18 protein-coding genes are annotated in these 21,345 nt (G+C 65.2%); 13 read left to right on the top strand and 5 right to left on the bottom strand.

Going from position 1 to position 21,345, the window contains the following annotated elements; genetic code table 11:
* Window positions 1–21: 21 nt before the first annotated feature.
* From BM397_RS11815 to BM397_RS11795, 5 genes are all read right to left on the bottom strand, one after another.
* Window positions 22–2,346 carry a 3-hydroxyacyl-CoA dehydrogenase/enoyl-CoA hydratase family protein gene (locus BM397_RS11815; RefSeq protein WP_092424193.1) on the bottom strand — a complete coding sequence of 775 codons (2,325 nt, stop codon included), beginning with the start codon at window positions 2,344–2,346 and terminating at the stop codon, window positions 22–24.
* Window positions 2,346–3,482 carry a thiolase family protein gene (locus BM397_RS11810; RefSeq protein ID WP_092424191.1) on the bottom strand — a complete coding sequence of 379 codons (1,137 nt, stop codon included), beginning with the start codon at window positions 3,480–3,482 and terminating at the stop codon, window positions 2,346–2,348. Before BM397_RS11810 ends, BM397_RS11815 begins: the two co-directional genes overlap by 1 nt.
* A gap of 64 nt (window positions 3,483–3,546) precedes the next feature.
* On the bottom strand, window positions 3,547–3,957 hold the full coding sequence (locus BM397_RS11805; RefSeq protein WP_092424189.1) for a MerR family transcriptional regulator: 411 nt from the start codon (window positions 3,955–3,957) through the stop codon (window positions 3,547–3,549).
* Between the two features lie 120 nt (window positions 3,958–4,077).
* Window positions 4,078–5,814, bottom strand: a complete 1,737-nt coding sequence (locus BM397_RS11800; RefSeq protein WP_218124875.1) for a long-chain-fatty-acid--CoA ligase — start codon at window positions 5,812–5,814, stop codon at window positions 4,078–4,080.
* 163 nt (window positions 5,815–5,977) lie between these two features.
* Entirely contained in the window at window positions 5,978–7,231 is a 1,254-nt protein-coding gene (locus tag BM397_RS11795; protein ID WP_092424187.1) for an OmpP1/FadL family transporter, read from the bottom strand.
* Between the two features lie 327 nt (window positions 7,232–7,558).
* Between BM397_RS11795 and BM397_RS11790 the strand changes: the two genes are divergently transcribed.
* The 13 genes from BM397_RS11790 (at window position 7,559) to BM397_RS11730 (ending at window position 21,319) form a co-directional block, all read left to right on the top strand.
* Window positions 7,559–7,867: a hypothetical protein gene (locus BM397_RS11790; RefSeq protein WP_092424185.1), complete on the top strand. Its 309-nt coding sequence runs from the start codon at window positions 7,559–7,561 to the stop codon at window positions 7,865–7,867.
* Between the two features lie 27 nt (window positions 7,868–7,894).
* Window positions 7,895–8,296 (top strand): hypothetical protein, encoded by a 402-nt coding sequence (locus BM397_RS11785; RefSeq protein WP_143015365.1) that lies wholly within the window; start codon window positions 7,895–7,897, stop codon window positions 8,294–8,296.
* A gap of 8 nt (window positions 8,297–8,304) precedes the next feature.
* Entirely contained in the window at window positions 8,305–9,930 is a 1,626-nt protein-coding gene (locus BM397_RS11780; RefSeq protein ID WP_092424181.1) for an ABC transporter ATP-binding protein, read from the top strand.
* Between the two features lie 299 nt (window positions 9,931–10,229).
* The gene (locus tag BM397_RS11775) at window positions 10,230–10,727 is read left to right on the top strand and encodes a MarR family winged helix-turn-helix transcriptional regulator (RefSeq protein WP_092424179.1); all 498 of its coding nucleotides are present in this window, start codon (window positions 10,230–10,232) and stop codon (window positions 10,725–10,727) included.
* A complete protein-coding gene (locus BM397_RS11770) occupies window positions 10,718–11,428 on the top strand; it encodes an SDR family NAD(P)-dependent oxidoreductase (RefSeq protein ID WP_092424177.1) in 711 nt (236 codons plus the stop codon). The genes BM397_RS11775 and BM397_RS11770 overlap by 10 nt, the downstream gene beginning before the upstream one ends.
* A gap of 1 nt (window position 11,429) precedes the next feature.
* Window positions 11,430–12,761, top strand: coding sequence for an NAD(P)/FAD-dependent oxidoreductase (locus BM397_RS11765; RefSeq protein ID WP_092424175.1), 1,332 nt, complete (start codon window positions 11,430–11,432; stop codon window positions 12,759–12,761).
* A gap of 101 nt (window positions 12,762–12,862) precedes the next feature.
* Window positions 12,863–14,515 carry a peptide ABC transporter substrate-binding protein gene (locus BM397_RS11760; protein ID WP_092424173.1) on the top strand — a complete coding sequence of 551 codons (1,653 nt, stop codon included), beginning with the start codon at window positions 12,863–12,865 and terminating at the stop codon, window positions 14,513–14,515.
* 120 nt (window positions 14,516–14,635) lie between these two features.
* A complete protein-coding gene (locus BM397_RS11755; RefSeq protein WP_092424171.1) occupies window positions 14,636–15,586 on the top strand; it encodes an ABC transporter permease in 951 nt (316 codons plus the stop codon).
* A 16-nt stretch (window positions 15,587–15,602) separates the two neighbouring features.
* Entirely contained in the window at window positions 15,603–16,484 is an 882-nt protein-coding gene (locus tag BM397_RS11750) for an ABC transporter permease (RefSeq protein WP_092424169.1), read from the top strand.
* Between the two features lies 1 nt (window position 16,485).
* Window positions 16,486–17,811, top strand: coding sequence for an NAD(P)/FAD-dependent oxidoreductase (locus tag BM397_RS11745; protein ID WP_092424167.1), 1,326 nt, complete (start codon window positions 16,486–16,488; stop codon window positions 17,809–17,811).
* 49 nt (window positions 17,812–17,860) lie between these two features.
* Window positions 17,861–19,213 (top strand): NAD(P)/FAD-dependent oxidoreductase, encoded by a 1,353-nt coding sequence (locus BM397_RS11740; RefSeq protein ID WP_092424165.1) that lies wholly within the window; start codon window positions 17,861–17,863, stop codon window positions 19,211–19,213.
* A gap of 1,101 nt (window positions 19,214–20,314) precedes the next feature.
* Window positions 20,315–20,818 (top strand): tetratricopeptide repeat protein, encoded by a 504-nt coding sequence (locus tag BM397_RS11735; RefSeq protein WP_092424163.1) that lies wholly within the window; start codon window positions 20,315–20,317, stop codon window positions 20,816–20,818.
* Window positions 20,819–20,833: 15 nt separating this feature from the next.
* Entirely contained in the window at window positions 20,834–21,319 is a 486-nt protein-coding gene (locus BM397_RS11730) for a prepilin peptidase (protein ID WP_092424161.1), read from the top strand.
* The last annotated feature ends 26 nt before the right edge of the window (window positions 21,320–21,345 follow it).

Below are 21,345 nucleotides of genomic sequence, written 5' to 3'. Positions count from 1 at the left end.
TCTGTGGCCCAAGGCCGGGGTTCAGTTCCGGAGCGGCTTGCCGGTCATCAGCATGGTCTCGATGCGGTCGAGCGTGCCGGGTCGCTTGACCAGCGTGAAGAACCGGTCGCGCTCGAGTTTCAGCAGGTCCGCCTCGGTGAGCGTGTCGATCGGATCGGTGTCGCCGCCCGACAGCACCTCGGCCAGCGCGCCCGAGACGATCTCGTCATAGGGGGTGGCCTTGCCCACCTTGCGGAACTGCTGCACCGCCATCTCCATGGCGACGAGGCCGGACGGCCCCGGCAGCGTGTAGTCCCGCGCCTCGGGAGGTATGTAGCCCTCGACCATCGCGAGCGCGCGCGCCTTGGCGTCGGCCAGCAGCCGGGCGCGGTTCATGGTGATCCCGTCCTCGGGGCGCAGGAACAGCAGCTCCTTGGCCTCGGCGGCGGATTTCGCCACTGTCGCGGTGCTGAGGATCTCGAAGACCTTCGAGGGTGCCGGCATCGGCCCCTTGGGCAGGCGGCCGAACTTCTGCCAGCGGTGCAGCATCTCGGTGCAGCCGCCCCAGCCGGGGATCAGCCCCACGCCGACCTCGACGAGGCCAATGTAGCTCTCGGCATGGGCCTGCACCGCGTCGCAATGCAGCAGTACTTCGCAGCCACCGCCAAGCGCCATGCCGGAGGGCGCGCCGACCACCGGGAAAGGGGCGTTGCGCATATCCTGGAAGGTCTTCTGACCAAAGGACACAAGGCTCTCGATCTGGTCCCACGCCGCGATGTTGGCGGCAAAGAAGGCAAGACCGAGGTTGGCGCCGACCGAGAAGTTGGTGCCCTCGTTATGAATGACGAGCGCCTTGTACTCGGCCTCCACCAGCTTCAGCGTCTTCGCCAGGAGCGCCATGATCTGGTCGTCCATCGAATTCATCTTGGAGGTGAACTCGAAGCAAAGAACGCCATCCCCGATGTCCCAGACCGCGGCGGAGCCGTTCTTGAGCACCGGCTTTGCGCCGCACTTGATGTCGGAGAGCAGCAGCACACCCTCGGGGCGGGTCACCGGATGGTAGGCACCGTCGAGGCCAAGCTGCTCGAGCTTGCCCGCCTCGACGCGGTAGAAGCTGCGCCCGCGGGCGAGGTCGAGGATCGGCGGCACCGTCTCGCCCTCGGCCTCGAGCCGCTCCGCCAGCCAGTCCGGGCCGATCTTGTCCATGAGCGCGAAGGGGCCGTCCTTCCAGCCATAGCCGAGGCACATGGCCTCGTCGATGTCGGCGATGCTGTCCGCGACTTCCCCGGCCAGTTCGGCGGCATAGCGCAGCGTCGCGCCCATGACGTCGGCGGCATAGCGGCCCTCGGCGCTGTCATGCGCCATGAGCGCGCGCGGGCTGCGCCCAGCCTCGTCCATCGCGTCGGACCGGGGTTTGCGGGCTTTGGCGTAGTGCCCGCTCGACAGGTCGACCGCCTCTTTCACCTTCTGCCCGCCCTCGCGGTTCAGACGGTAGAAGCCACCCTTGCCCTTGCGGCCGGTGTAACCCTCGGAGATCATCTTCTGCACGATCGGCAGCGGACGGTTTGCGGTGTGGAAGGCGTCGCTCTGCGGCAGCGCGGCGGCGAGGCTCGCGTTCACGTGGGGCATGAGGTCGAGCCCGACCAGATCGAGCAGCCCGAAGACACCGGTCTTCGGAATGCCGAAGGGCTTGCCGATCAGCGCGTCGGCCTGCTCGACCGGGATGCCGCGCTCGGCGGCCTCGATCACCGCTTTCTGCAGCCAGTAGACGCCAAGTCGGTTGCCGATGAAGCTGGGCGTGTCTTTCGCCCGGATGACCGTCTTGCCGAGGCGCTTGTCGGCGAAGTCGGTGATCACTTCGGCGGCCTCTGCGCGGGTCGCGGCACCGGTGACCAGTTCCATCAGCCGCATGTAGCGGGGCGGGTTGAAGAAGTGCGTGATCAGGAAGTCCTGCGCAAAGCTCTCGGAAAGCCCGCCCACCAGCGTCGCCAGCGGGATGGTCGAGGTGTTGGACGAGACGATGCTGCCCGGCTTCCGGGCGCCCTCGATTCTGCGATATAGGCCTTGCTTGATGTCGAGCCGCTCGATCACCGCCTCGATGATCCAGTCGGCCTCGGCGAGGCGCTCCAGATCATCCTCGAGATTCCCGGTCTCCATCAACCGCGCCGCCTTGCGGCCCATGAAGGGGGCGGGGTCGGCTTTCTGCATCCGGGCCAGCGCGCCATCCGCGAGCGCGTTCCGGTTCGCTGCGCCCTCGGGCACGATGTCGAGCAGCAGCACCTTGGTGCCGGAATTGGCGACATGGGCCGCAATCGCGGCACCCATGACGCCGGCGCCGATGACGGCGACTTTTTCGATGCCGGCCATCACGCGGCCTCCAGAATGGTGGCGATGCCCTGACCGCCACCGATGCACTGGGTGGCCAGCGCGTAGCGTCCGCCCTCGCGTTTCAGCAGGCTCGCCGCCTTGCCGACGATCCGCGCGCCGGTGGCACCGAGCGGATGGCCGAGCGCGATGGCGCCGCCGTCGAGGTTGACCCGTGCCGGGTCGAGATCGAGATCGCGGATGCAGGCGATGGACTGGGAGGCAAAGGCCTCGTTCAACTCGATCACGTCGAGATCGCCCGCCGAAATCGCAGCGCGGTCCAGCGCGGCGCGGGTGGCGGCAACCGGGCCGATCCCCATGACGTCGGGCGCGCAGCCTTTCACCGCCACGGATTTCACGTAGGCGAGGATCGGCAGCCCGGCCTTCTCGGCATAGGCTTCCGAGCAGACAAGCACCGCCGCGCAGCCGTCGGTCAGCGGCGAGGAGGTGCCGGCGGTCACCACGCCCTGCGCGTCGAAGGCGGGCTTGAGCTCGGCCAGAGCCTCCAGCGTTGTTTCCGGGCGCAGGCAGCCGTCGGTCTCGACAACACCGTCCCGGCCGGTGATCGGTACGACCTCGTCGGCGAACAGGCCCTTCTGCAGCGCGGCGGCGGCCTTCTCCTGCGAGCGCAGGGCGAATTCTTCCTGCTCCGCGCGGGTGATCTGCCAGCGCCGGGCCACGTTCTCTGCCGTCTCGCCCATGCCCATGTAGGCCTCGGGGTGGCTGCGGGCGAACTCGGGATGCGGCATCGGGTTGAAGCCCATCATCGGCACCCGGCTCATGTTCTCGACCCCGGCGCAGACGAAGGCCTCACCGGCACCCATGGCAATCGAGCCGGCCGCCACGTGGACCGAGGTCATCGACGAGCCGCAGAAGCGGTTGATGGTGGCGGCGCCCACCGATTGCGGCAGCCCGCTCATCAGCCCGACGAGACGGGCGAGGTTCAGACCCTGTTCCCCCTCGGGGAAGGCGCAGCCGAGCAGCAGATCCTCGATCGCCTCGGGCTCGATGCCCGAGCGCTCGACCAGCGCGCGGACCACTTGCGCGGCCAGATCGTCGGGCCGGACCTTGGCCAGGGCGCCTTTGCGGGCAAGGGTAAAGGGCGAGCGCATGTAGCCCGCGACAACGACACGTGTCATCGGTAACTCTCCGGAGTTGCATGTGGAATGTGATGAGACGGAACCCTGGGGGTTCCGGTTGGCGTCAGGAGGTCCGCGACGCGGTGCGCGCGGCAGCGTTTTCGTGGCGCTCCAGCGCGTCGAGCGACATCTGCTCGATCTCGCGGAGCTCCTTGAGCGTCACACGCAGCGTCTCGAATTGCTCGTCTAGCTCGTGGATGCGCTGACGCACCTTGACCAGAAGCGCATCGATCTGCTCGCGCTGCGTCGGATCGGCGTCGTAGAGGTCGAGGTACTCCCGGATGTCCTTCAGCGTGAAGCCGAGCCGCTTGCCGCGCAGGATCAGGATCAGGCGACCGCGATCCCGGGATGTGTAGACGCGGTTGGTGCCGACGCGCTGCGGCAGCACGAGCCCCTGTTCCTCGTAGAAGCGAATGGTACGCGGAGTCACGCCAAGCTCTTTCGAAAGGTCCGAGATCGAGAAGAGCTTGTCCATTTGAGACCTGTCGCAACTTGGGGTCGGGTGTAACCGGTGTCTGCAACCCACGGAAAAGACTAGCACCAGCGCGAGGGCCACGAACAGAGCCTTCCGTGCACGGAATGACGTTTACGCAGCTCATGAAGCATCCGTGCCCGCAGATTGGGCGGCTTCGGCCCGCAACCGTTCGCCTTCCACGAGGTCCTTTTTCGACAGCTTGCCGACCGAGGTCTTGGGCAGGCTCTCGCAAATCTGGATCTGCTTGGGCATCTCGATCGGCGAGAGATACTCCTTGAGGAAGCCATGCAGCGCATCCTCGGGTGCGTCGAGCGGCGTCTTGAGCACCACGAAGGCCTTGGGCGCGCTGCCGCGATACGCATCTGGCACGCCGATCACCACCGCCTCGGCCACCGCCGGATGCTGGTAGAGCGCCTCCTCGATGACCCGGGGATAGACGTTGTAGCCGCTGCACAGGATCATGTCCTTGATCCGGTCGACGATGAAACAGAAACCGTCCTCGTCGACATATCCGACATCCCCGGTACGCAGCGCGCCGTCAATGAAGGTCTCGGAGGTTTCGTCGGGGCGGCTCCAGTAGCCCTGCATGACCTGCGGTCCGCGCACGCAGAGCTCGCCGTTTTCATGCGGTTCGCAGACCCGGGTCGGATCCGTGAGATCGCGGAACTCCACATGCGTGTTTGCCAGCGGCGTGCCGATTGACCCGTCTCGCGCGCTACCATCGAAGGGGTTGCAGCAGACGACCGGCGAGCTTTCGGACAGGCCATAGCCCTCGCTGAGGCGACAGCCGCTGAGGGCTTCGAACCGCCGGCGGACCTCGCCGGGCAGCGGTGCGCCGCCGGAGATGCAGCAGCGCAGCGAAGACAGGTCGGCAGGGCGCTCCTCGAGCGCACGATTGATCGCCGTGTAGAGGGTCGGAACGCCGGGAAACAGCGTTGGCTTCTGGCGCTCGATCACCTTGATCATTCCCGCGATATCGAAGCGCGGCACCAGGATGATCTCTGCGGCGATGCGGACGGCGAGGTTCATCGCCACCGTCATGCCGAAGACATGGAACAGAGGCAGCACCGCAAGCACCCGCTCGCCGCCGATCTCGGGATCGGGGAGCCGCTGGAAGATCTGCTCGGCATTGGCGACGATATTGGCATGGGTCAGCATCGCGCCCTTGGAGAGCCCTGTTGTGCCGCCGGTGTATTGCAGGGAGGCTAGATCGGTCATCGGGTCGATCGGGGCAGAGGGCACCTCCCCCGCGGTCCGGATCAGCTGGCGGAACGGGATGTGGCGCGCGTCGCGGGGCACGCGGGCGAGGTCCCGGCGCTTCAGCAGCGGGAAGAGCAGCCCCTTGAGCGGCGGCAGCATCTCGGCCATGGGGCAGACGACCAGCCGTTTCAGATTGCCGTGCCCCAATTGCGCCGCCACTTTCGGGTAGATCGCGGCCAGATCGGTGGTCACCATGAGCGAGATGCCCGAGTCCTCGACCTGGTGCTGCAACTCTCGCGGGGCATAGAGCGGGTTGAAGTTCACCACCGTCCCACCGGCCTTCAGTGCGGCGAAATAGCAGATGACGAAGGCGGGCACGTTCGGAAGGCATAGCCCGACGCGGACGCCCTTGGTGACGCCCTGTCTGGCAAATCCGGCTGCCGCGCGGTCGACGAGGGTGCCGAGCTCGCGGTAGGTGTAGCGGCGCCCGAGAAAGTGCATCGCCGGGCGGTCGCCGTGCAGGCGCACGGCCTCATCGAGCAGCGCCGGGATGGGCCGGGTGTATGCAGGCGGCAGGCTGGTCGGCGAGAGAGCGGGCGCGCTCTCTGTCTCCAGATGCGGCATCAGGGTGTCAGGCGCGATGTCATTTGGACACATGAGCAAGGGCTCCGGGTATAGGACGGCTGGTCCGGCGCTCTGGGAACGCAGGCTGCAGGTCTGTCTCGGGAACCAAGACAGGTCACTTGTCTTCGGGGCGGCCGGTGTCGGCCGGGCGTCGCGCATCGCATGTGAAGTGCGTGCGCAAGGCCCGGCAGATAGATCAGAACCGGTAGGTCAGGCTGGCACTCAGGATATCGGCATGGCCTTCGTAGGTGCCCTTGAGGGTCCCGGAGGAGGTGGTTTCCTCGATGTCGGCCTCGTCGAAGAAGATATGCGTGTAGCCGAAGTTGATGCTCCGGTCCGGCGCGAACTCGTAGCTATAGCCGAGCGACGCCCAGTAACGGTCGGCATCCGGGATCCGTGCGGTCCGGTAGTCCTCTGGCACCGGGCTCTGGTCGAAGGCGATGCCGAAATGGATCGTGTGGTTCTCGCGCGGCTTGTAGTCCGCGCCCAGCGAGACGAACCAGGAATCGTGCCAGTTCTCTTCGGTCACGCTGTCGGCCGAACCGTCGTCGAATTTCACCCGCAGTTCTTCAAAGGTCGACCAGTTGGTCCAGGAGACGTCTCCCATCACCGTCCATTGCGGGTTGATCTCGTGATAGGCGCCGATGGACACGACATCGGGCATCGTGACCTCTGCCTCGGCATCCACGCTGCCCCTTCCCGGTACCCCGGTGAACTTGGCGGTGCCTTCGAGCGTGTAGTGTGCCTGGGAGCGGTAGCTCAGGCCCACGCGCGTCGTCGGAGAGACCTCGTAGAGCATGCCCAGGGTGAAGCCGTAGCCGAAACCATCGCCGGTCAGCTCCGATTTGCCGTCCGGGAGACTGTAGAGCGAGAGATTGAGCGCGTTCGACAGCGTCGCGTCGGCATGGCCGATCTGGATCCCGGCCCCGAGCGAGAGCTGCTCGGTCGCCTGCCAGGCGATGCTCGGCGTCAGGACGATGTTCTCGATCTCGCTCTCGATGGCGAAATAGCGGCCCTTCCAGTCGTCGTCGTATTGCGTGGCCAGGCCGAAGGGCACGGTCAGCGACAGCCCCGCCTTGATCGTCGGGGTGAGATCGATGAGACCGTAGAAGGCCGGAACGAGCTTGTTCTCGCCGGCGTCACCGCCGCTGCCGCCCGAATACTGCGAGGCGCCGATCCCGGCCTCGCCCGAGAAGCGAATGGTCGGGACAACATAGTTCAGATCGAACTGCGCCCCTGTTCCCTCGATGCGCATCATGCCAGCGGGGTTGGTGTAAATCGTCGAAAGATCCGTCGCCTTGGCGGTCGCACCGGAAAAGGCCGAGCCGACGCCTTCGGCGCTCATTTCACGTAACTGGAAACCGGCCGCATGGGCCTCGTTCGTCCATGGCAAGAACGCACAGAGCGCCCCTGCCGCCACAATAGCGGAATGCTTCACGCATTCAGACATTGATCGCTCCTCCCTAAAAAACGATCGGATTTCTGAAGTCCGTAGCCTTTGGTATCGACGCATTACGAATGCGTCAACAGGTTTACGTAAACGGTATGCTACGTCATCCTTCCCGGTCAGGTTCGGGACCCGTTGACTGTGCCGGAGCGGGATGGCTCTTCGCGCGAGATCAGCGCGGCAATTTCGGATCTCTGCTGGTTGAGCGACGCGCCAGCAGCCTATGGCCCTTGCAAGACAGGGTGTGAATGCGGCGGTCATCACACCCCCGGGGACGAACGAGGTCCGGTATGTTGGCCTCATGGGCTAAAGCCGTGAGGAAAACAACCTATGGAACACCATACGGGTCTGGAAGTTTCGCTTAAAGGGAATTCGATTTGCGTTGTGGACCGTGATGGCAAGACGATCACGCGCGGTGCTTGCCCGTCCGATCCCGAGGGTGTGGCGGGCTGGTTTCGAAACCGCTCGCGCGTGCCGCGCCGGATCGTGCATGCGAGTGGGAACTTGCCGATTTGGCTGCAGCGCGGAATGACCCGGCTCGGACTCCCGGCCACCTGTATCGATGTGCGCAAGGCGCACAGGAACCTCTCGGCCCGGCTCAACAACTCCGACGCCGCCGATGCCGACGGGTTGGCGTAGCTCGCCCGAACTGGCCGGTTTACTGCGGTGCATATCCGCAGCGAAGAGGCCGACCGGATGCGGTGCCTTGTCGGTGCCCGCGAGAGGTTCATCCGGTTGCGCAAGGACCACGAAGGTCACATCCGTGACGCCCTCAAAACCTTCGGCATCCGCATGGTCGGTACCGACGAGGGACGGCAGAGGCAGGCGTTCCGCGAGCAACTGGCGGCCCGTGAGCGCGTCGCGACGCTGAGCTCTCCGGTGTGGCCCGGCTTTGGTTGCGGCGGGCGCGCTGTGCGGCGTCGCATCCCTCCGGGGTGCCGCAGCTTTCGGCACTTCGAGCCGGGATGCCAAATGAATGCGCAGAAGCGCTGCGCCCGAAGGTGTCTGTTGTTGCCAGACAGCCCCTTCCTGCCTTTAGTGGAGGGGCAAAATAACAACAAACGATGAGAAAACCTATGAAGACCTTCGATGCGGGCGTCGCGCCCGTCCTGTCGGTGCGCGAGCTATCCGTCGCACTTCCGGGAAATCACGACCGTCCTTTCGCCGTGCAGGATATCAGCTTCGACCTGATGCCGGGCGAAATTCTCTGCATCATCGGCGAATCCGGCTCGGGAAAGTCGGTGACCGCCAACACCATCATGGGGCTTCTGCCCGAGGTGATGTCGGTGTCCTCCGGCAATATCGACTTCAAGGGCCGGGCGTTGCTGACGCTTCCAGAGTCCGAATTGCGCAAGCTGCGGGGCAGGGCGGTGTCGATCATCTTCCAGGATCCGCTCTCGGCGCTGAACCCGCTGATGACCATCGGCGATCAGATCCGCGAAGTGCTCGATGCGCATGCCGTCGGGGCCCCGGAGAGCCGCGCCGCGCGCGTCGTCGAGATGCTGACCGAGGTGGGGCTGCCCGATCCGGCGCTGATCCAGCACCAGTACCCCTTCCGGCTTTCCGGCGGCCAGCGGCAGCGGGTGATGATCGCCATGGCGCTGGCGCTCGATCCCGATGTTCTTATCGCGGATGAGCCGACCACCGCGCTGGATGTGACCACGCAGGCGCAGATCCTTGAGCTGATCAGCCGTATTCAGCAACGCAAGGGCATGTCGGTGATGTTCATCACCCATGATTTCGGCGTCGTGGCCGAGATCGCGGATCGGGTGATTGTCATGGAAAAAGGGCTGCTGGTGGAGCAGGGCGATGCGCGGGCGGTGCTCGATGCGCCGCAGCACCCCTATACCCGGAAGCTCATCGCGGCAGTGCCGAAGATGCGCGAGGCGGACCGCCAGCGCGAGACCAAGCGCCCCGTGGCGTTGGAGGTCAGGGGGCTGCACAAGACCTACCGCACCCGCAGCGGCTTTCTGGGCCGGATGCGCGAGGTCAAGGCCGTCGATGACATCAGCTTCACCCTGCACAAGGGCGAAACCATCGGCATTGTCGGCGAGTCCGGCTCCGGCAAATCCTCGATGGGCAAGGTGCTGATGAAACTGATCTCTGCCGACAGCGGCGAGATCCGCTTTCAGGGCGAGAACACGCTGGCGCTGGACGAAGAGAACTTCCGCGCGCTGCGTCCGCGGATCCAGATGATCTTTCAGGATCCCTATGCCTCGCTCAATCCGCGCTTCACCATCGGGCAGGCGATGACCGTGGGGCCGATTTCACACAGCCTGCTGACCCGGCACGATGCCCGGCGCAAGGCCGAGGACCTGCTTGCGCAGGTGGGGCTGGATCCGTCGGCCTTTGACCGCTACCCGCATGAGTTCTCCGGCGGACAGCGCCAGCGCGTGGGCATCGCCCGGGCGCTGATGTTCGATCCCGAGGTGATCGTGGCGGATGAAGCGGTCTCTGCGCTCGACGTGTCGATCCAGGCGCAGGTGCTGGAACTGCTCGACAGGATTCGGCGCGAACGCAAGCTAGCGATGATCTTCATCACCCACGATCTGCGCGTCGCCAGCCAGATCAGCGACGAGATCCTCGTGATGCACCGCGGCAAGATGGTGGAATACGGTCCGCCGTCGCAGATCTTCCACGCGCCGCAGCATTCTTACACCCGCTCGCTGGTCGATGCGATTCCCGGTGCTGCCGCTGCCTGACCGTGCCAACGTATTGAGTTCTCAAGAGGGGCGGCATCTGTCGCCCCTTTTCTTTCCGGACATGCTCCGGAGTCCGAGTCGCATAGATTGCGCGGGCCTAGCCGGCGTGCGGCAGGGCCTCGACCCCTCCCGCGCTGCTTGAATTTCGTATCGAACGTCGCAGGCTGAGTGCGTTCATTTTTTGTGCATTGATTGCTTTTCACAACTATCTAATTGTGAATTACAACCTTTTGCTTGCCTCAGGGGCAACTGTTCGGGTGTCATGAAAGAAATATGACACGGACAGGTTTTTTGCTCCCATGACTTCCCCCGGCGCACCGCAGGACGATCCGATAGTCGAGATCTGCGGCCTCAAGATCGACGTCCTCGAAGGAGCCTTCAGCTGGTACATCCGATCGATGGACGCGGTTGTCTCGCGCGATCTCGACAGGCGGATGGCGCACCTCGAGATCGCCAAAGGCAAAGGCAAGATCACCACGCTGCTGCTGGTCGATGACTACCCCGGCATCCGCCCGTCGCAGATCGCCGAGGTGCTGATGCGCGACCGTCCGGCCACCGGTCGGATCATCGACCGGATGGTCGCCTCCGGCGTGATCCGCCGCGAGGCCGCCTCCGACGATCTGCGGGCCCAGGCCCTGTTTATCACCGAACGCGGTCACGCGCTGTCGCAGGAAGTACGCGAGATCATTCGCCAGCAGGAAACGGAGTTCTTCGACTTCATCGAGCCGGAGGACCGCGAGCAATTCATGCGCATGCTCAAGCGCGCATATCTTAAGATGAGGGCAAAATGGGACTGACTTCCGGACGTGTGGCGCTGATCTCAGGCGCCGGCCGCGGGATCGGCGCAGCCGTGGCAAAGACCTTGTTCGATGCAGGCTGGAGCGTGTCGCTGGGCATGCGGCGGCCGCAAATGCCGGATTGGGCGGCGTCGGCTCCGCAACGTGTGCATTGCTTTGCCTACGAGGCGTCCGACCCCGAGTGCGCCGTGGGCTGGGCCGATGAGGTCATGGCGCGTTTCGGCAGGATCGATGCGCTGATCGCCAACGCCGGCGTGATGATTCCGAAGACCGCGGTCGAGATCAGCGATGCCGAGATGGCGCAGCTGCTCGAGATCAACGTCCAGGCCCCCCGGCGGCTCGCCGCATCCTGCTGGGAGCCGCTGGCGGCTTCGGGGCGGGGCAGGGTGGTGCTGCTCGGGTCGCTCTCGGGCAAGCGGGTGAAATCGCCCGGCTCGGGGTCCTACGCCGTTTCGAAGTTCGCCGTCGTGGGGCTGGCGCACGCCTTGAGACATGCCGGGTTTGATCGTGGGATCCGGGCCGTCGCCGTCTGTCCCGGTTTTGTCGCCACCGACATGGCGGCGGGGCTCACCGACCGGCCGGCGGAAGCGTTGACGCAGCCCGAAGACCTGGCGCGGGTGATCAACTTGCTGATCGACCTGCCCAATGAGGCCAGCGTGGCCGAATTCTGCGTGAACTGCCAACTCGAGGAGTCCTACTGAAATGCCCGGTCCTTTTGTCGTTCCGTTCCATGGTGATGCCGAGCTGCCGGAAAAGGTGGATGTTGTTGTGATCGGCGGGGGCATCATCGGTGCGTCCACCGCCTTCGAACTGGCCGACCGCGGCATGAAGGTTGCGCTCTGCGAAAAGGGCGGGATCGGGCACGAGCAGTCGAGCCGCAACTGGGGCTGGGTGCGCATCACCCGGCGCGATCCGCGAGAGATCCCGCTGATGGCCGAAGCGCTGCGCATCTGGCCGACTCTGGCCGAGCGGACTGGACGTGATCTTGGCTACACGCGCAGTGGCATCGCTTTTGCCTGCGCGACGGAGAAGGAATACGCGCAGCACGAGAAGTGGCTCGACAACCTGCGGGACTATCAGGTCGAGAGCCGCATGGTGACGGCATCGGAACTCGAAACGCTGTTTCCGGACTCACGGCTTGGCGCAGCGGGCGCGCTCTACACCGCAGCCGACGGCCGGGCCGAGCCGCAGCGCGCGGCTCCTGCAATCGCCGAAGCCGCCCGTGATCGCGGCGCGCATGTGCTGACCGAATGCGCAGTGCGGGGGATCGAGACCAAGGCCGGGCAGGTCTGCGGCGTAGTGACCGAGCGCGGCACGATTGCCTGCGAGCAGGTCGTGCTTGCCGGGGGCGCCTGGTCGAGCCTGTTTGCCCGAAACACCGGGCTGCGCCTGCCGCAGCTGAAGGTGAAGAACTCGGTGATCCGCACGAAGCCGCTCGAGGGCGGTCCCGAGAGCGCGCTCTGGACCGAAGGCTTCTCGATCCGCAAGCGCCAGGATGGTGGCTACACGATCGCCGACGGGTTCCGGAACATCGTCGATATCGTGCCGGACAGCTTCCGCTACATGCGCGACTTCCTCCCCGCGCTCGGCGCCGAATGGAAATCGCTGCTCCTGCGCTTCGGTGGCCGCTTCTACGACGAGGCCCGGATCCCGAACCGCTGGTCGCTGGATGAGGCGAGCCCCTTCGAATACTGCCGCGTGCTTGATCCCAAGCCTGCCTTCTCGCTGCAGGACAAGGCGCTCGACGCCCTGCGCAAGGCCTACCCGGTCTTCGAAAAGGCGGAGATCGCGCAACGCTGGGCGGGAGCCATCGATGTCACACCCGATGCGATCCCGGTGATTTCGCCGATCGATGCGGTCCCCGGTTTCTATATCGCCACGGGGTTCTCCGGACATGGCTTCGGCATCGGCCCTGCCGCCGGTCGCCTGGCAGCTGACCTGGTCTCCGGCCGTGCCCCGGTCGTCGACCCCACACCGTTCCGTTTCGGCCGTTTTGCCGATGGCTCGAAGATCGAGATTATCAGCGGCTTCTGATCCGTTCCTGCCCGGCAAGCCGGGCAGGGCGCAGTCTGGCGCGTGAATCGCAAGCGCGCGCCGTCCTTCCTCACCCTTGCGAGACAACAGGGAACGACATCATGACAGACAAGAAGAAAACAGGTCATCTCAACCGCCGCTCGGCGCTGACCCTGATGGGGGCAGCGGGCCTGATCGGCCCGTCGATGATCGGCCGCGACCGCGCCTTCGCAGCCAATGCCGACGCGACCGGCCAGCTGGTGCTCGCCTTCTCGCAGGAACCGACTGTGTTCAACCCGCTCATGCCGCACATCGAGGTGGACGAGGGTGTATACTACGCGGTCTTCGACACGCTGTTCGACTTTGATCCCGACGGCGAATTCTTCCCGATCCTCGCCGCCGAAGTGCCGACCGTCGCCAACGGCGGTATTTCCGAGGACGGCCTGAGCTGGACGTTGAAGCTGAAGGAAGGCGTCACCTGGCACGACGGCACGCCGTTCACCGCCGAGGATGTCAAATTCTCGCTCGAGCTGACCATGGACCCCGATTTCCGCTCGTTCCGTTCGACCGGCTACAAGTTCATGCGCAACATCACCGTCGTGTCGGACACCGAGCTGACCTGGGAGATGAGCGAGCCCTTCGCGCCGATGGCGGCAATCCTCGCCTCTACCTACATCATCCCCAAGCACGCCTTCGAGGGCGTCGAGGACAAGAACAGCGCGCCGTTCAACAACGCGCCGATCGGCACCGGGCCGTTCAAGTTCAAGAACCGCATGGCCGGGGATCACATCGAGCTCGAGGCCAACGCCGACTATCACATGGACGGCCCGTTCCTGAAGACCCTGATCATCAAGTACGTGCCCGATCTCAACGTCATGTACACGCAGTTCAAATCCGGCGACATCGACGTCATCGGCCTGCAGTACATCACGCCTGATCACCTCGCCGAGGCCGAGACGCTGGCAGGCAAGGTGGTGACTGTTGCCGGGACCGCGACCTTCGAGTCGATCGGTCTGAACATGACCCGTCCGCAGTTCCAGGACCTGGCGGTCCGCAAGGCGCTCTATGCCGCGCTCGACAAGACCTCGATCATCGACGCGCTCTACTACGGCGTGCCGACCCCGACCGAGACCTACATGCCGCAGCAGTCCTACTACTACAACGACAGCCTGCCCAAGCATGAGTTCGACCTCGAGAAAGCCAAGGCGCTGCTCGACGAGGCGGGCTGGGTGCCGGGCTCGGACGGCATCCGCGAAAAGGATGGCGTCCGGCTCGAGTTCTCCAACTCGACCACCGCGGGCAACCACCTGCGAGAGCAAGCGCAGCAGTTCATCCAGCAGACCTTCGCCGAGATCGGCGTGAAGATGGAGATCAAGAACTTCCCGCCCGCCGTCATGTGGGGCGACTACTGGATGAATTCCGAGTTCGACTCGGTGGTCGTTGGCCTCAATACGCTGGCCGGCGCCGACCCCGACACCTCGGACTACTTCATGTCCACCATGTCGCCGACCCTGGGCGGCGCGGGGCAGAACACCTTCGCCTACCAGAACCCCAAGGTCGACGAGCTGCTGGTCAAGGGGGCCTCGAGCTTCGTGCCCGAAGAACGCAAGGCCATCTACGAGGAAATGCAGGCGGTCATCCGCGAGGACCTGCCGTTCCTGCCGGTGTTCCAATACGCGGTCATCAAGGGCTGGAAGGACGACGTGACCGGCCCTGCGCCGAACGTCAACAACCGCATCGACACGTGGAACGTGCGCGACTGGAAGCGCGGCTGAGGCCGGAGGCCTGACCTGGCGCGCGGCGGGGCATCGCCGCGCGCTCCCTCTCTCGATGCCGAGAGCCGCCGCCAGCGGTGCCACGGCTTCAATACTCAACGCACATAAAGGGCACCCGGCATGCTGCGCTACCTCGCTTCCCGGCTCGGCCAGAGCCTGCTTCTGCTTCTGATCGTCTCGTTCATCGGTTTCGCCGTGCTCAACCTTGCCCCCGGCGGACCGCTGTCGCAATTCGCGCTGAGCCCGGGAATGACGCAGGAGCAGATCGACAAGATTGCTTCGCAGATGGGGCTCGACCGGCCCTTGCCGGTGCAATATCTCGATTGGTTCTCGCATCTTGTCGTCGGTGACTGGGGCACCTCCTACCGCGACGGGCAGCCGGTGCTGCACGTGATCGGCAGCCATCTCTTCGCCACGCTGCTGCTGATGGGCACCGCGACGGTGATCTCGGTCAGCCTTGGCAGCACCATCGGCATCTTCAGTGCGCTGAAGCGGGGCTCCACCTTCGACTACACGATGACCGTGCTGGCGATGATCGCGCTGTCGATCCCGACCTTCTGGTTCGGCCTTATCGCCATCTACGTCTTCTCGCTCAGCCTCGGCTGGCTGCCGGCGGGCAACATGTACACGGTGGGGGACGGATCGGTGCTCGATTACCTGCGGCACCTGATCATGCCTGCCGTGGTGCTGGCGCTGGTGGATGTGGCGATCTGGAGCCGCTACATGCGCACCTCCACCCTCAACGTGATCAACCAGGATTTCGTCCGCACCGCCCGCGCCAAGGGTCTCACCCGCCGCCGGGTGCTGCTCAAGCATGTGGTCGGCAACTCGCTGGTGCCGATGATCACGCTCGCCGGCCTGCAACTTCCCATGGTGCTGGGCGGTGCGCTGGTGACCGAGACCGTCTTCACCTGGCCCGGCATGGGCCGGCTGTTTCTCGATAGCCTCGGCTACTCGGACTACCCGGTGGTGATGGGGCTGCTGATGGCCTCGGCGCTGCTGGTTCTGATCGGCAACCTCGCCGCCGACCTGATCGTCGCGCTGATCGATCCGCGCATCCGTCTCGATTGAAGAAAGGGTTCCAATCATGACCGCAGCCACAACCGATCCCGCCGCGCGCCGCCCCTTTCTGAAATCCCGAGCCCTGCGCCGTTTCCTCAACCACAGGCTGGCGCTGATCGGCCTGGTGATGGTGCTGACGCTAACCGCTGCCTGTTTCATCGGCCCGCATCTGCTGCCCTATGACGAGCTCTACATCGACCTGCGCGCGCGCTTTGCGCCGCCGGGCACCGGGGCGCATATCTTCGGCACCGACCCGCTGGGCCGGGACATCGCCGCGCGGCTGTTCCACGCCGGGCAGATCTCGATGGCCGTTGGTTTTGCCGTGATGATCATCGCCACCGGCATCGGGTCGGTCGTGGGGGTGGTGTCGGGCTACTATGGCGGCAAGGTCAGCGCGGTGCTCATGCGGATCGTCGATGCTTTCCTGTCGTTTCCGTCGGTGTTCCTGCTGCTGGCTCTGGCCGCCTTCATCCAGCCCGGTCCGGTGATGATCGCGCTGATCATCTCGGCCACCAGCTGGATGGAAGTGGCGCGTATCGTCGAGGCGGAGGTGAAGTCCCTGCGCAACCAGGACTTCGTGCAGGCGGCGCACATGCTGGGCCTGTCGAAGCGCTGGATCATGTTCCGCGAGCTTCTGCCCAACGCCATCGGCCCGATCATCGTCGCCGCCACGCTGACCGTCGCCCGCGCCATCCTGCTGGAAGCCTACATCAGCTTCCTCGGCTACGGGATCCAGCCGCCGCTGCCGAGCTGGGGCAACATGCTCAACGGCGCGCAGCAGTACCTCGCGTCTGCGCCTTGGCTGGCGATCGTGCCCGGCCTTGCAATCACCATCGCGGTGACCGGCTTCAACTTCATCGGTGACGGGCTGCGCGACGCCTTCGACAGCCGTACGCAGGGGCACTGACATGGCGCGCCGCTTCTCCGAGTTCACCGATACGCTCTGGTACGCCACCGCGCCTGAGGGCCCTGACACCTCGGTGCTGCAGGGCGAGGTCTCGGCCGATGTCTGCGTTGTCGGAGCGGGCTATTCGGGGCTGACCACGGCGCTCGAGCTGGCGCGGCAGGGGGTGTCGGTCGTGGTGCTCGAACGCGAGGAGATCGGCTTTGGCGGCTCGGGCCGCAATGCCGGTCATTGCACGCCGACCTTCACCCACTACAGCCTGCCGGAGCTGCGCAAGGTGCTCGGCGCGCCCTGGGCCGAGCGGCTGATCCAGCGCCAGACCCGCGCCAACGACAAGGTCGGCGAGATGGTCCGGCGCTATGGCATCGATTGCGAATGGGAGCAGAACGGCTACGTGCAGGGCGCGCTCTTTCCGTCGCATCTTGAGACGTTGCGCGGGCAAATGCAGAGCTACAACGCCGTGGGCGCACGCACGCGGATGCTGGACCGCGACGAGGTTCAGGCGGTCACCGGCTCGAGCCGGTTCTACGGCGGCTGGCTGCACGAAGAGGCCGGAGGCCTCAATGCGCTCGGCTATGCGCGCGGATTGGGGCGAGCTGTGCTCTCCGAGGGCGGTCGCATCTTCACCGGCTCTGGTGTGTCTGGCTGTCGGCGCCAGGATGGCACGTGGCGGGTCGAGACCGCACAAGGGGCGGTGAAGGCGGAGAAGGTGATCTACACCACCGGCGCCTACACCGTCGCGGGCTGGCCAAAGCTCGAAGAGACCTTCCGCATCATGCGGGTCTTCGTCGCCGCCACGCAGCCGCTATCCGAGGAGAGCCAGGCGGCCGTGCTGCCGCAACGCACCACGATCCAGGACGGGCGCGGCGACATCTACGTCTACAAGTACAACCGCGAGAACCGCATCGTCGCCTCGATGTTCCCCATGGGCGCGCGCGGACGGGACCCGGCCTACACGCGGCAGGTGCTGTCCGAGCGGCTGAAATGGCTGCACCCGGGGCTTCGCGAAAAGCTCAACTGGGACTTCTTCTGGTTCGGCGAGCTCGACATGCAGCGCCGCACGGTGCCGCGGCTCTACGGCCTGGCTCCGGGCGTGGTCGCGATGACCGGCCTGTCCGGGCGGGGGGTACCTACGGGCTCGATGATCGGCGGCATCCTGTCGGACTGGGCGATGGGCGTGCGCGAGCAGGACCTCGACCTGCGCCTCGAACCGCTGAGCAGGCAGCCGCTCTACATGAACGTCGCGCCGCAGGTGGCGCTGCGTGGCTATCGGCTGCGCGACAACCTGCGAGCCCGCCGCCAGAAAGCCCCGCTTCCTCCGCACGCATGAAACCAAGACCAACGGCATCCGATGCGGTGCCGAAACAAGGAGCAGACCAATGCCTGGACCGAAGCCGGATCCGGTAGAAAACAGCGCGGCGCTGCCAAAGCACGCAGACGTGGTGATCATCGGCGGCGGCATCGCCGGTGTCACCGCCGCCCTTGAACTCGTCGACAAGGGCCTGACCGTGGCGGTCTGCGAAAAGGGCCACATCGCCGGCGAGCAGTCGAGCCGCAACTGGGGATGGGTGCGCCTGACGCATCGCGACACCCGGGAGTTGCCGCTGATGGTGGAGTCGCAGCGCCTCTGGCAGGGCATGGACGCGCGCATCGGTGGCGACACCGGCTACGTCCGCTGCGGGGTCACCTATACCGCGGCTACCGAGGCGGCGCTCGAGGGCGAACGCCAAGCGCTCGAGGAGCTGCAACAGTACCAGATCCCCGCACGATTGCTCAGCCGCGAGGAGGCGCTCGCGCAGTTCCCCGGCCTGTCGCTCGACATCAAGGGCGCCTTGTACAATCCGTACGACGGCCGGGCCGAACCGCAGAAGGCGGTTCCGGCCATCGCGCGGGCGGTGCAGGCGCGCGGAGGCAGCGTTCACCAAGATTGCGCCGTGCGGGTCGTCGAAACCGCGGCGGGCAGGGTCTCGGGCGTGGTGACGGAAAAGGGACGCATCTCCTGTTCGGCGGTCCTCGTGGCGGGCGGGGTCTGGTCGCGGCTGTTCCTGGGCAACATGGGAATCGAGCTGCCGCAGTTGCGCACCAAGGGCAATGTGCTACGGACCGATCCGGTCCCGGATGGGCCCGAGGGAACGCTGAAGTTTCGCGAATTCACCATGCGGCGACGTACAGATGGCGGTTACACGATCGCCTCGGCCATGCCGAGCCGCTACCAGTTGACCCCCGACAGCTTCCGGCTCTTCAAGGATTTCCTGCCGACACTCAGGAACGAGTGGCGCAACGTGAGCCTCGGCATCGGGCCCGCATTCTTCGAGGCATTGCGCACGCCGCGGCGATGGTCTGGGGTCGAAGAGAGCCCCTTCGAGCGGATGCGGGTTCTCGACCCCGTGCCTGACGAGGCTCGGATAGATCACGCCCTGGAGGTGGTGAAGTCTGCCTATGCCCCGTTCCGCAATGCCACGGTGGCCCAGAAATGGGCCGGCTATATCGACGTCTTGCCCGACATCGTTCCTGTCATCTCGAGCACGGAAGGTGTCCGCAACGGAATCCCCGGGCTGTTCGTGTCTTCGGGATTCTCGGGGCATGGTTTCGGTCTGGGAACCGGCGCGGGGCGGCTTGCGGCGGACCTCATCACTGGCACAACCCCGGTTGTCGATCCGGAACCGTTCAGGCTGCACCGGTTCAGCGACGGGTCCGAGATCCGTGCCAAGGAGGGCGTGATCCAGCGGTGACCTGAACCCCGCGGGTCGAAGAGCGACCTGCGGGTGTCAACCGTTCCATCGCTTGGCTTTCATCTCTCTGCCAGCGCTTCGTTCCGAATGGGCAATATCGACTTCCGTCTTCCTCGGATGTCGGCCCCGACGAACGAGAGGTTGGGCGGAACGCCTTGCGACGTCGCGACAATTGCCCGACGACAGCCCGACGAACTGGGCTCGCCTCGGTTTGCCCGGGGCTCCTATCAATTGGTTGGTGCACGTGCGACTCCGAGCGAGGGCAGGGAGGTCGCGAAGGCTGTCAATCCACGGCTTCAGGAGCTCGCTGTCGACCCAGTTCCGCAAAGGAGCGGCCGGGCTCCTCGCCATCCGGATCAAGCAGAATGGGGGGAAGAAAAGACCAAGCCGGGCGGCACTCCGCCTCCGCATTGCGTCAGGTTTCACGCCTTGAGATGTCGCCGCGCGCGGAGACCTTTGCTCTGCGCACACCTCATGCGACCAGATCTGGCGTGCGAGTTGGTAGGCGTCGAGAAGTGCCGAGTGCAGGTCGCGCGAGGCGATGCTATTGCCGACACGCAGCATGGCGAGCCCGTGGCAGGCGGCGAGCAGAGCAGAGGTTCCCGGCTGGCTGTTTCGCTGCTTCGAAGAGCGTGACGCCGTGGCCGCGTAGGGCGGAGACGCGAGCGGGCTCGCGCCCGGGGTCTTCTCGCGCAGCCGCCGGTGAACCACTCTCTGGCGGCAGAGAGTGCCGTCCCCATCCCTACACGCGGCAGACGCACCAGCACCTCTGCGCCGATCCCGTGCGGGTCACGGTGGCGCTGCCGGCTACGACCGTCCGAGCATCCTTTCGGTCGGCCCGCCGGGACCGCGCATGGGGCAGGACGTCCTGATCCGCGCGCTCTGCCACGCATCGCCACGCCAGCGCGATACTGGGGCGATCATGGGGAGGGTGATCAAGAGGCCTCGGACCCACACTCGGGCCCATGAGGCGTCCTTCTCCTGTGGATAACGTGCAACATCCGCTTTCACAAAGATTGCGCCCCTTGAATATCTTTGCGCGAACTCCGGTGCACGACTTAGCCTTGGAAGATGGGGGACAGGTGAGACAGGGAGTGTGGTATGAAGAGGATCGTGGCGCTTTCAATGATCCTGGCGCTTGGCGCGTGTGAGAATGCATCGTTCAGTGACCGGACATTGTCGACGAAGGACACTTCGAGCCTGAGCTTTTATCCGGATGATCAGCTATTGGTTTCGGCCAAGATGCAGTTCCGGGACGGCAATTACGGTAAATCCTACAAGATGTTCAAAGAGGCGCTGGACGTGGTGCCCGACGACACGGCGGCATGGCTGGGCTTTGCCGCAAGTGCGGACATGCTGCGGCAGTTCGAACGGTCGGATTACGCCTATCGCCGGCTGCAGCCAGTGATCGGCCACCGCGTCGAGTTTCTCAATAACTATGGCTACTCGATGCTGCTGCGCGGCGAGCTGGTTGCCGCGCGGAAATACTTCCTTGCCGCCTACGAGAAGGACCCGTCCAACCCGGTCACGGCGAACAACCTCGAACTTCTGCGCAACTCGGTGAACTCGCCGAAGCGCGCGTCCGGAGACCTGCGGGGCATCTGACGGGCAGGGCGCAGCATGGGAACGCTTTCGCTGATCGCGCAGCTTGCAGCGGCCGCGCTGATGGCGGGGATCGCGCTGCGGGATGCGAAACAGTTTCGCATCCCGAATGCGGCGGTCTTGGCGATGTTGGCGCTCTATCTCGTGGCACAGGGCGCGCTGCTGTTTCCCGATTGGTCGGGTGACCTCTTTGCCGGTGTCCTGCTCTTTGGACTCGGGCTGGTGATGTGGCTGCTGCGCGCGCTCGGAGCCGGCGACGCCAAGCTGATGTTTCCGCTGGGCCTTTCGCTTGGCATCAGCGGTCTGATGCCCTTCGCCGTCCTGCTGATGCTGGTCTCGATCCTGCTCTACGCCGCGATCCTCACAAGCCAGATGCTGAAGGCAGAGCGCGGACTGGGCGGGTGGTTCTCCCGCATGAAAACAGACGGGCGCGTGCCCTATGGTGTGCCGCTTGCGCTGGCCTCGGTTCCGGTACTGATCGCGCAGGCACTCTGGATCAGTTGAAATTCGTAAAAACTCGTGTAAGGTAT

This window comes from Alloyangia pacifica (genome assembly GCF_900116195.1).
In the GTDB taxonomy this organism is placed as follows: Bacteria; Pseudomonadota; Alphaproteobacteria; order Rhodobacterales; family Rhodobacteraceae; genus Salipiger; species Salipiger pacificus.
Note: the sequence above shows the minus strand (reverse complement) of the source record. Positions and strands in the feature narration are given on the sequence as shown.

What these genes read in the sequence shown, in the direction of transcription:
- BM397_RS11770 (WP_092424177.1), top strand. Translation starts at nt 10,718, where the DNA reads ATGGGACTGACTTCCGGACGTGTGGCGCTGATCTCAGGCGCCGGCCGC.
- BM397_RS11805 (WP_092424189.1), bottom strand. Translation starts at nt 3,957, where the DNA reads ATGGACAAGCTCTTCTCGATCTCGGACCTTTCGAAAGAGCTTGGCGTG.
- BM397_RS11730 (WP_092424161.1), top strand. Translation starts at nt 20,834, where the DNA reads ATGGGAACGCTTTCGCTGATCGCGCAGCTTGCAGCGGCCGCGCTGATG.
- BM397_RS11765 (WP_092424175.1), top strand. Translation starts at nt 11,430, where the DNA reads ATGCCCGGTCCTTTTGTCGTTCCGTTCCATGGTGATGCCGAGCTGCCG.
- BM397_RS11760 (WP_092424173.1), top strand. Translation starts at nt 12,863, where the DNA reads ATGACAGACAAGAAGAAAACAGGTCATCTCAACCGCCGCTCGGCGCTG.
- BM397_RS11780 (WP_092424181.1), top strand. Translation starts at nt 8,305, where the DNA reads ATGAAGACCTTCGATGCGGGCGTCGCGCCCGTCCTGTCGGTGCGCGAG.
- BM397_RS11745 (WP_092424167.1), top strand. Translation starts at nt 16,486, where the DNA reads ATGGCGCGCCGCTTCTCCGAGTTCACCGATACGCTCTGGTACGCCACC.
- BM397_RS11790 (WP_092424185.1), top strand. Translation starts at nt 7,559, where the DNA reads ATGGAACACCATACGGGTCTGGAAGTTTCGCTTAAAGGGAATTCGATT.
- BM397_RS11755 (WP_092424171.1), top strand. Translation starts at nt 14,636, where the DNA reads ATGCTGCGCTACCTCGCTTCCCGGCTCGGCCAGAGCCTGCTTCTGCTT.
- BM397_RS11795 (WP_092424187.1), bottom strand. Translation starts at nt 7,231, where the DNA reads ATGTCTGAATGCGTGAAGCATTCCGCTATTGTGGCGGCAGGGGCGCTC.
- BM397_RS11775 (WP_092424179.1), top strand. Translation starts at nt 10,230, where the DNA reads ATGACTTCCCCCGGCGCACCGCAGGACGATCCGATAGTCGAGATCTGC.
- BM397_RS11810 (WP_092424191.1), bottom strand. Translation starts at nt 3,482, where the DNA reads ATGACACGTGTCGTTGTCGCGGGCTACATGCGCTCGCCCTTTACCCTT.
- BM397_RS11750 (WP_092424169.1), top strand. Translation starts at nt 15,603, where the DNA reads ATGACCGCAGCCACAACCGATCCCGCCGCGCGCCGCCCCTTTCTGAAA.
- BM397_RS11735 (WP_092424163.1), top strand. Translation starts at nt 20,315, where the DNA reads ATGAAGAGGATCGTGGCGCTTTCAATGATCCTGGCGCTTGGCGCGTGT.
- BM397_RS11800 (WP_218124875.1), bottom strand. Translation starts at nt 5,814, where the DNA reads ATGTGTCCAAATGACATCGCGCCTGACACCCTGATGCCGCATCTGGAG.
- BM397_RS11740 (WP_092424165.1), top strand. Translation starts at nt 17,861, where the DNA reads ATGCCTGGACCGAAGCCGGATCCGGTAGAAAACAGCGCGGCGCTGCCA.
- BM397_RS11815 (WP_092424193.1), bottom strand. Translation starts at nt 2,346, where the DNA reads ATGGCCGGCATCGAAAAAGTCGCCGTCATCGGCGCCGGCGTCATGGGT.